Here is an 8,604-nt window from a genome sequence, read left to right on the forward strand (position 1 = left end):
GAGTTGCCTACGCGTCACAGACACAGTCGTACCGGGTTTCACCCTCGGACGAAGGCAGAACCCGAAGACTGATCACAACCTCACACAGGCCCTAGGGAGCCGCTTCCAGGACGGAGAAGTGGCCGCCCTGCGGGTCGGCGAGCCGGGCGGCCCGGCCGCGGGCGGTGTCCTGCGGTTCGACCAGGACCCGGCCGCCGAGCTCGACGGTGTGACGGGCGGTCAGCGCGGCGTCGCGGACCGCGAAGTGGGTGCGCCAGCGCGGCGGGTGGCCGCGCAGCTCGGCGCGGTGCCGGATGCCGGCGACCGGACGCCCGTGCACCATCAGCGAGCTCTCCTCCGCGGTGGAGCGGACCGGGCGGTCGAGCACGGCGGAGTAGAAGGTGGCCGCGCCCGGCGCGTCGGGGGTGAGCAGTTCGGCCCAGGCCGGGGCGCCCGGCTCGCGGCCCGCCTCCCGGCCGAGGTGCTCCTCGCCCTGCCAGAGGCCGAAGACCGCGCCGGAGACGTCGGCGGCGACGGCCATCCGCCCGGCGCGCTCGGCCTGGAGCGGCCCGACGGCGACGGTTCCGCCGCACTCGCGGACGCGTTGGGTGGTGCGGTCGGCGTCGTCCACGGCGAAGTAGGTGGTCCACTGCACCGGGAAGCCGGTGGCGGTGGAGACGCCGAGGCCGGCCACCGGCGCCCCGTCGAGCTCGGCCCGGACGTAGTCGCCGAGCTGGCCGGGCCCGGGGGTGTACGTCCAGCCGAGCAGGGCGCCGTAGAAGGCGCGGGCGCCGGGCAGGTCGTCGGTCAGCAGGCTGACCCAGCAGGGCGTGCCCTGGGCCAGTCGGAGTTCCACCGCGGGCAATGCGGGCCTCCTCGTGGGTGGTCGGCGCACGGAGATCCTCGCGCGAGGGTGATGCTTCCACCTTGACGGGCGCCCAACCCTCGGGCCGCGCGGAAAGTCCGGCAAAGACCCCACAAAGAGCGGTGGGCCTGGGCGTGTCCTGCGGATTTCCGCCGCCTTCTGCCGTCTTCCGTCGGATTCCGTCGCCTTCCGTCGGTCCGGGCCGGGGCGAGGTGCGAGGGTCCGGGCCCCCGCCGCCCGGGCCGCGCTGCGCGACAATGTCCGCCATGACCACCACCTACAACGACGGTTCCCCGCTGATCTCCGCGGCCGGGCTGCGGGAGGCGCTGGCCTCCGCGCTGCCGCCGGTGCTGCTGGACGTGCGCTACCAGCTGGTCGGCGCCGCGCCGGGCGGCCCGACCGCGGCCGAGGAGTACCGGGCCGGTCACCTGCCCGGCGCCCACTTCGTCGAGCTGGACCGGGACCTGGCCGCCGCGCCCGGCGCTCCCGGCCGGGGCGGGCGCCACCCGCTGCCGGACCCGGAGGAGTTCGGCGCGGCGATGCGCCGCTTCGGGGTCAGCGCCCGGCACCCGGTCGTGGTGTACGACGGCGCGGCCTCGATGGCGGCGGCCCGGGCCTGGTGGCTGCTGCGCTGGGCCGGCCACCGGGACGTCCGGGTGCTGGACGGCGGCTTCGCGGCCTGGCAGGCGGCCGGCCTGCCGGTGTCGACCGAGCTGCCGGAGCCCGGGGAGGGCGACTTCGAGCCGGTGCCGGGGCAGCTGCCGACGGTGGACGGGGACGGCGCCGCGGCCTGGGCGCGCAGCGGCCTGCTGCTGGACGCCCGGTCGGGGGAGCGCTACCGGGGCGAGACCGAGCCGGTGGACCCGAGGGCCGGGCACATCCCGGGTGCGGTCTCGGCGCCGACGGCCGGGAACGTGGGCCCGGACGGCAGGTTCCTCCCTGCCGTCGAGCTGGCCGCCCGGTTCCGGGCGCTGGGCGCGGGGGAGCGGGAGACGGCGGTGTACTGCGGTTCGGGCGTGACGGCGGCGCACCAGATCCTGGCGCTGGAGGTGGCGGGCCTGCCGGCCACGCTGTACCCGGGCTCGTGGAGCGAGTGGTCGAGCGACGAGGCGCGCCCGGTGGCGGTCACCGGGCAGCCGGGCTGACTCCCCGGGTACGCCACAGGGGCGGGAGGCCGGGCCTCCCGCCCCTGTGGCGTACCGCTGGTGCTACTCCTGCTTCTTGCGCCGGCTGCCGAAGACGATCTCGTCCCAGCTGGGCACGGTGGCCCGGCGCCCGGGCCGGACGCCGTCCGCCTCGGCCTGCCGGTCGGTGGTGCCGACCAGGCGGTCGCGGTGCGGGGCGACGGCGCGCGGCATCAGGATGTCGGCGTAGGCCGAGCCCGCGCCGACCGCCGGGGCGGCTGCCGCCGCGGCCGGCTCCTCGTTCTCCTCGGCGACCTCGGCGGGCACCGGCTCGATCGGGGCGGGGGCGCCGACCGCGAGGTCGCCGCGGAAGGCGGGGACCACGTCGAGCAGGCTGGTCAGCGAGTCCCGGGACTCGGCGGTGGCCTCCCGCGACTCGCGGACCTCGCGGGCCGACATGATGCGGTCGGCCGAGGGCCGGTCGATCATCGGGCGGGGCGGCCGGTCCTGGGGGAGCCGGGCGATCCGCGGGATGAACGGGAAGACCGACTCCTCCTCGCGCTCGACGTTCTCGCCGATCAGCGCACGGGCCTCGTCGTCGTTGGGCTGGACCAGGCGCCGGGGCGGGTCGTACGTCCAGGAAGCGCTGCGGCCCTCGCCGTCGGCCCGGTAGGAGAGGATGACCTCCCAGGTGCCGTCGTCGCGCCGCCAGGAGTCCCAGCGTTCGGTCTCCTTCTCGGCGCCGCGCAGCGCGAGCCGCTCGGCGACGGCCTCGCCGAGCTGCGGGCCGGGGGACTCGCCGTTGCGGCGGATCGCGGTCTTGCGGGCGCGCTCGGCCATGAAGGCGCGCTCGGCGAGGACCGGGCCCTCGAAGCGGCGGACGCGGTCGACGGAGATCCCGGCGGCCTGGGCGACCTCCTCGGCGGAGGCACCGGCTCGTATCCGGGCCTGGATGTCCCGGGGGCGCAGATGGCTCTCGACCTCGATCTCGATCTGGCCGAGGCGCGGCCGGTCCCCACGGATGGCGGCACGTAGCCGCTCGTCGATGGGAAGGGTGTACTCCGTGCTGTCGGCAGCCTTGAGCACCAGCCGTGTGCCGTCGTTGCTGACGGCCACAACCCGCAGTTCGGGCACGGTTACCTCCCGGGTGGTGCCTGCCGACGTCACCTGCGTCGCTGCTCCCGTACTGAGTGTGGCCTGCCCACTCGCGACTGGCCACAACCTTGCTGAGTTCCCCGGCGTGTCGGGCGTACGCCCGTGCATGCCGCTGTGGCACGGTTGCCTTTTTGCCACGCCGTCGGTCGGCGTCGCGCCTGGGTGTCCCGGCCGTCCTCGCACGCGCAGTGAACGCGACGATCCGGGACGGGCGTCGCCGTGCGTGCCCGTTCCGTGGCTCCTCGTCAAGCTGTCGGTGTAGGCACAGTCGACAAGTCGACCCAAGGCTCGGGCTTTACGAACAGTACTCCATTCGTGGCATCCACAGGGGCGGCTCGCCGCTCAAGTCTCCCGCGATTCACGGGAATCTCAAGAGCGCGCTCCCCCAATGGCGGACCACTGCCGGACGGACGGTGATCATCTTCACACAATCCGGGCGCGGAGAACCGCATTTTCGTCCCTTGTGTCCTTCTTTGTGCAAGATGGAGAGTCTTGTTCGAGGAAGAGCCGTACGGACCGAGGGATGTTGATGCCGCAGCGGAGCCCCGCCGAGGAGGGCGGAAAGGCCAAGGAGGAGCGCAGGCGCATCGATCTGAGTGTGGCTCAGGTCGCGGCGAGTGCGCTGGCCACGGTGGTGGGTGCGCTGCTCGCCTCCGAACTGGGGGTGTACGGCACGATCCTGGGCGCCGCCGTGGTGAGCGTCGGGGCCACCACCGGCAGCGCGGTGTTCCAGCACCTCTTCAGGCGGACCGGCGAGCAGCTGCGCGGGGCGGTGGAGCGGGGGCCGAACCAGACCGCCAACACCCTGCGCCAGGTGCCCGTCGGGGCCGGCGAGCCCGGGGCGGGGGTGCGGCCGCCGGTGATCACCTCGGAGTGGAACGAGCCGCAGGTGGTGCGGGCGCGCCGGCGGTGGGGCTGGAAGGCGTACGCGGCGGCGTCCGGGTTGGTCTTCCTGCTGGCGATGGCGCCGATCGTGGCGTTCGAACTGGCCACCGGGCAGCCGGTGTCGGCGACGGTCAAGGGTGAGTCGGGCAACGGCACGTCCTTCGGCGGCTCGGTGACGCCCAGGTCGTCCCAGCCGCAGGACGCCCCGGCGGACCGGCCGTCCCCGGGCGGCCGGCCGGGCCAGGACGCCACGCCGTCCGGCGGTGCCTCGGCCCCGGCGACCACCCGGCCGAGCCGGGGGCCGGGTGACACGCCGAGCGGCGGCGCCGGGACGGCCACGCCCTCGGCGGGCCCCAGTGCGACCCCGTCGACCGGCGCCTCCCCCTCGGCGGGGAGCGGGAAGCCCACCGGTGCGGCGAGCCCGCGGCAGCCGGCGCCGAGCAGCGCTCCGGCGAACGAGCCGGCGAAGGAGCCGGTGGCCCCGCCGCCGGCCGACGGGACCGGCACCACCTCCTAGGACGGGTCAGGCGCCCAGCACCCGGCGCAGGTAGTCGTTGCCGAACACCCGCTGCGGGTCGACCTCGTCGCGCAACGCGGTGAAGTCGGCGAAGTGCGGGTAGACGCCGGCCAGGTACTCGGCGTCGCGGGTGTGCAGCTTGCCCCAGTGCGGCCGTCCCTGATGGGCGGTCATCAGCTGTTCGACGCCGGTGAAGTAGCCCTGGTCGGCGGTGCCCCGGTAGAGGTGGACGGCGATGTAGGCGCTGTCCCGGCCGGAGGCGGTGGAGAGCCAGAGGTCGTCGGCGGGGGCGAAGCGCACCTCGACCGGGAAGCTGACCTTCCAGCCGGAGCGCTCGACCAGGGCCCGCAGCTCGCGCAGCACCTCGCCGACGGCCGCGCGGGGCACCGCGTACTCCATCTCCACGAACCGGACCCTGCGCGGGCTGGTGAACACCTTGTACGCGGTGTCGGTGAAGCTGCGCTCGGACCACGCCCGGCTGGCCAGCGAGGCGATCGAGGGGATCGAGCCGGGGAAGCGGCGGCCGACCCGGCAGGCGCCCTCCCAGACCGTGTTGGAGAGGAAGTCGTCCTCCAGCCACTCCTTGAACCGGGGCAGCGGTGCGGCCGGGCCCTGGCTGCGGTTGTTGCGCTTGGTGGCGCAGCGGTCGGTGTGCGGGAACCAGTAGAACTCGAAGTGCTCGTTGACGGCGGTGAGGTCGTCCAGGCGCTCCAGCACCTCGTCGAAGCCCATCGGCTGCTCGTGCGCGGTGAGCAGGAAGGCCGGCTCGACGCCGAAGGTGAGCGCGGTGATCACGCCGAGGGCGCCGAGGCCGAGCCGGGCGCCCTGGAAGAGCCGGGGGTTCTCGGTGGGGGAGCAGTGCCGGACGGTGCCGTCGGCGAGGACGATCTCCAGCGCGCGGATCTGGGCGGCCAGCGAGCCGGAGTCGCGGCCGGTGCCGTGGGTGCCGGTGCTGGTGGCGCCGGCCACGGTCTGGACCTCGATGTCGCCCATGTTGGTCAGCGAGAGGCCCTCGGCGGCGAGGAGCCGGTTGAGCCGGTGCAGCGGGAGGCCGGACTCGACGGTGACGGTGCCGGCCTCGCGGTCGATCCCGCGGACGGCGGTGAGCGCGTGCGGGCGGATCTGGACGCCGTCGCCGGCGGACGCGATCGAGGTGAAGGAGTGGCCGGAGCCGACGGCCTTGACGGTGCGGCCCTGTTCGGCGGCCCGCCGGATCTCCCTGGCCAGTTCCTCCGCGGTGCCGGGGGCGGCGGCCCGGGCGGGGCGGGCGCTCTGGTTGCCGGCCCAGTTGGTCCACCGGGTGGGGGTCGCGGTACTGGCCTGGGGCATTGCGCTGCCTCCTGCTCCGTGGCCGAACGGGTCGGCGCGGTCCGGGGCGGCGCGGCCGCCCTACCCGCTGGTAGGGCCTGCGGGTAGGGCGAGAGACTAGTCAGTTCACCGTTCGGCGTCTACGGGCCGTTCGACCCCGTCGGCCGTCGCCCCGGCGGGCGTGTCGGCGGCCAGTCCGGCGCGCAGCCGGCCGAGGCCGGCGAGGGCGGCGACCACCCCGAGCAGGCCGGCGGCGACCGGCACCCAGTAGCCCGCGGCGGAGCCGGAGGCGTCGACCACCCAGCCGCCGGCCGAGGAGCCGGCCGCGACGCCGAGGGCCAGGCCGGTGGTGGTCCAGGTCATCCCCTCGGTCAGCTGGGCGGCCGGGACGAGCCGTTCGACCAGGGCCATCGCGGTGATCAGGGTGGGGGAGATGGCGATGCCGGCGACCAGCAGCGCGGCGCCGACCGAGACCAGCCCGCCGATGCCGTGCACCGCGTGGGCCACCAGCACCAGCGGCACCATGCTGATCGCCATGAAGAGGACGCCGCCGAGGAAGCGGACGGCCATCGAGCCGGTGAGCCTGAGGGTGCCGAAGACCACCCCGGCCAGGCAGGAGCCGAGCGCCCACAGGGCGAGGATCACGCTGGAGACCGACTTGTGGCCCTGGTCCTCGGCGTAGGCGACGGTGACCACCTCGACCGAGCCGAAGATCGCGCCGGTGGCGACGAAGGTCAGCATCAGCACCTGGAGGCCGCGGTTGAGGATGACCGAGCCGCCGTGGTGCCGGCCGGCCGGATGGACCGGCGGCTCGGTGGAGCGCTGCCCGGCGAACAGCAGGACGCCGACGGTGAGGAAGATCCCGGCGAGCAGCACCCCGGCCTCGGGGAAGACGGAGGTGGCCAGGCCGATGGAGAGGATCGGGCCGACGATGAAGCAGACCTCGTCGACCACGGCCTCGAAGGAGTAGGCGGTGTGGAGCTTGCCGGTGTCCTCGCGGTAGAGGTGGGCCCAGCGGGCGCGGACCATCGCGCCGGTGCTCGGCATCACGCCCATGCCGGCGGCGAAGACGAACAGCGTCCAGTCCGGGGCGCCCAGCCGGGCGCAGAGCAGCAGGCCCGTGACGGCGACGACGGTGATCGCCATGGCGGGGACGATGATCCTGCGCTGGCCGTGCCGGTCCACCAGCCGGGAGACCTGGGGGCCGAGGACCGCGGCGGAGATCGCGAGGCAGGCCGAGACCAGGCCGGCCACCCCGTAGGAGCCTCTGAGCTGGGACAGCATGGTCACGATGCCGATGCCGGTCATGGAGATCGGCAGTCGGGAGACGAAGCCGGTGGAGGAGAAGGCCAGAGTGCCGGGGGCGGCGAATATCTGGCGGTAGCTGGACAGCACGGGAGCTCCGGGCGGGGAGTAAGGAACAAGGCTGGTAAACACAGCTTACGTACGTTGGCAAACGGTATTTTCCGGACACCCGCGCGGCCCCGGCGACGGCGCCCGTCCCCTCAGTGGCAGGATCGGTGCCATGTCCGACGCGCGCAATCCCTCCGCTTCCGGCGCCGCCCCGTACGACGCCCTGCTGCTGCTGTCCTTCGGCGGGCCCGAGGGCCCCGAGGACGTCGTCCCCTTCCTGGAGAACGTCACCCGCGGCCGGGGCATCCCCAAGGAGCGGCTGAAGGAGGTGGGCAAGCACTACTTCATGTTCGGCGGGGTCAGTCCGATCAACGGGCAGAACCGCGAACTGCTCGCCGCGCTGCGCAAGGACTTCGCCGAGCACGGGCTGGACCTGCCGGTCTACTGGGGCAACCGGAACTGGGCGCCCTACCTGGTCGACACCCTGCGGGAACTGGCCGCCGACGGCCACCGCCGGATCGCCGTGCTCGCCACCAGCGCCTACGCCGGCTACTCGGGCTGCCGCCAGTACCGGGAGAACCTGGCCGACGCGCTGGCCGCGCTCGCCGAGGAGGGCGGGCCCGCCCTTCGGGTGGACAAGCTGCGGCACTTCTACAACCACCCGGGCTTCGTCCAGCCGATGATCGACGCCGCCCTGGCCGCCCTGGACGAGCTGCCCGAGGCCGTCCGCCCCGGCGCCCGGCTGGCGTTCACCACCCACTCCATCCCGGACGCCATGGCCGAGACCTCCGGCGCCCCGGACGACCCGGCCCGCGGCGAGCCCGGCGGCGCGTACGTCGCCCAGCACCTGGACGTGGCCCGGCTGATCGCCGCCGCGGTGGCCGAGCGCACCGGCGTCGCCGACCGGCCGTGGGAGCTGGTGTACCAGAGCCGCAGCGGCGCCCCGCACATCCCGTGGCTGGAACCCGACATCTGCGACCACCTGGAGGCCCAGCACGCCGACGGCGCGCCCGCCGTGGTGATGGTCCCGATCGGCTTCGTCTCCGACCACATGGAGGTCAGGTACGACCTCGACACCGAGGCCGTCGCCAAGGCCGCCGAACTCGGCCTGCCGGTGGCCCGCGCCGCCACCGTCGGCGCCGACCCCCGGTTCACTGCCGCGGTGCGCGAACTCGTCCTGGAGCGGGCCGCCACTGAGCGCGGGGAGCGGGTGACCCGCTGCGCTCTCGGCACCCTCGGCCCCAGCCACGACGTGTGCGCGGTGGCCTGCTGCCCCAACCCGCGCGCTCAGCGCCCGGCCGTCGCCGAGCGCGGAGCGCGAGTCCCGCGCGCCCTGCCCGTCCCCGCATGTCCCGCATGTCCCCGTCCGATCCGTCCGTCGCTCCGGAGGAGAACCCCGTGCCCACCCCCGCCCTGCC

At 74.6% G+C, this 8,604-nt stretch carries 7 protein-coding genes; 2 read left to right on the plus strand and 5 right to left on the minus strand.

Annotation, left to right across the window (positions count from 1 at the left end; all coding sequences use genetic code 11):
- Nucleotides 1–91: 91 nt before the first annotated feature.
- Nucleotides 92–835 carry a VOC family protein gene (locus ACZ7RU_RS36895; RefSeq protein ID WP_470345384.1) on the minus strand — a complete coding sequence of 248 codons (744 nt, stop codon included), beginning with the start codon at nucleotides 833–835 and terminating at the stop codon, nucleotides 92–94.
- Between the two features lie 275 nt (nucleotides 836–1,110).
- Between ACZ7RU_RS36895 and ACZ7RU_RS36900 the strand changes: the two genes are divergently transcribed.
- Nucleotides 1,111–1,989: a sulfurtransferase gene (locus ACZ7RU_RS36900; RefSeq protein ID WP_470345379.1), complete on the plus strand. Its 879-nt coding sequence runs from the start codon at nucleotides 1,111–1,113 to the stop codon at nucleotides 1,987–1,989.
- A 63-nt stretch (nucleotides 1,990–2,052) separates the two neighbouring features.
- On the opposite strand, the gene sepH is transcribed toward ACZ7RU_RS36900, so the two are convergent.
- The 4 genes from sepH to ACZ7RU_RS36920 all read right to left on the minus strand — a co-directional run bounded on the left by sepH (nucleotide 2,053) and on the right by ACZ7RU_RS36920 (nucleotide 7,228).
- The gene (sepH, locus tag ACZ7RU_RS36905; protein WP_387760800.1) at nucleotides 2,053–3,135 is read right to left on the minus strand and encodes a septation protein SepH; all 1,083 of its coding nucleotides are present in this window, start codon (nucleotides 3,133–3,135) and stop codon (nucleotides 2,053–2,055) included.
- Between the two features lie 591 nt (nucleotides 3,136–3,726).
- Entirely contained in the window at nucleotides 3,727–4,515 is a 789-nt protein-coding gene (locus tag ACZ7RU_RS36910; protein ID WP_470345380.1) for a hypothetical protein, read from the minus strand.
- 16 nt (nucleotides 4,516–4,531) lie between these two features.
- The gene (locus tag ACZ7RU_RS36915; RefSeq protein ID WP_470345381.1) at nucleotides 4,532–5,854 is read right to left on the minus strand and encodes a D-arabinono-1,4-lactone oxidase; all 1,323 of its coding nucleotides are present in this window, start codon (nucleotides 5,852–5,854) and stop codon (nucleotides 4,532–4,534) included.
- Between the two features lie 105 nt (nucleotides 5,855–5,959).
- The gene (locus tag ACZ7RU_RS36920) at nucleotides 5,960–7,228 is read right to left on the minus strand and encodes an MFS transporter (protein ID WP_470345382.1); all 1,269 of its coding nucleotides are present in this window, start codon (nucleotides 7,226–7,228) and stop codon (nucleotides 5,960–5,962) included.
- A gap of 130 nt (nucleotides 7,229–7,358) precedes the next feature.
- Here ACZ7RU_RS36920 and ACZ7RU_RS36925 point away from each other — a divergent pair.
- A partial coding sequence (locus ACZ7RU_RS36925) for a ferrochelatase (RefSeq protein ID WP_470345383.1) occupies nucleotides 7,359–8,604 on the plus strand: 1,246 nt, incomplete at its 3' end.

It is taken from the genome of Kitasatospora sp. NPDC114501, from assembly GCF_055633695.1.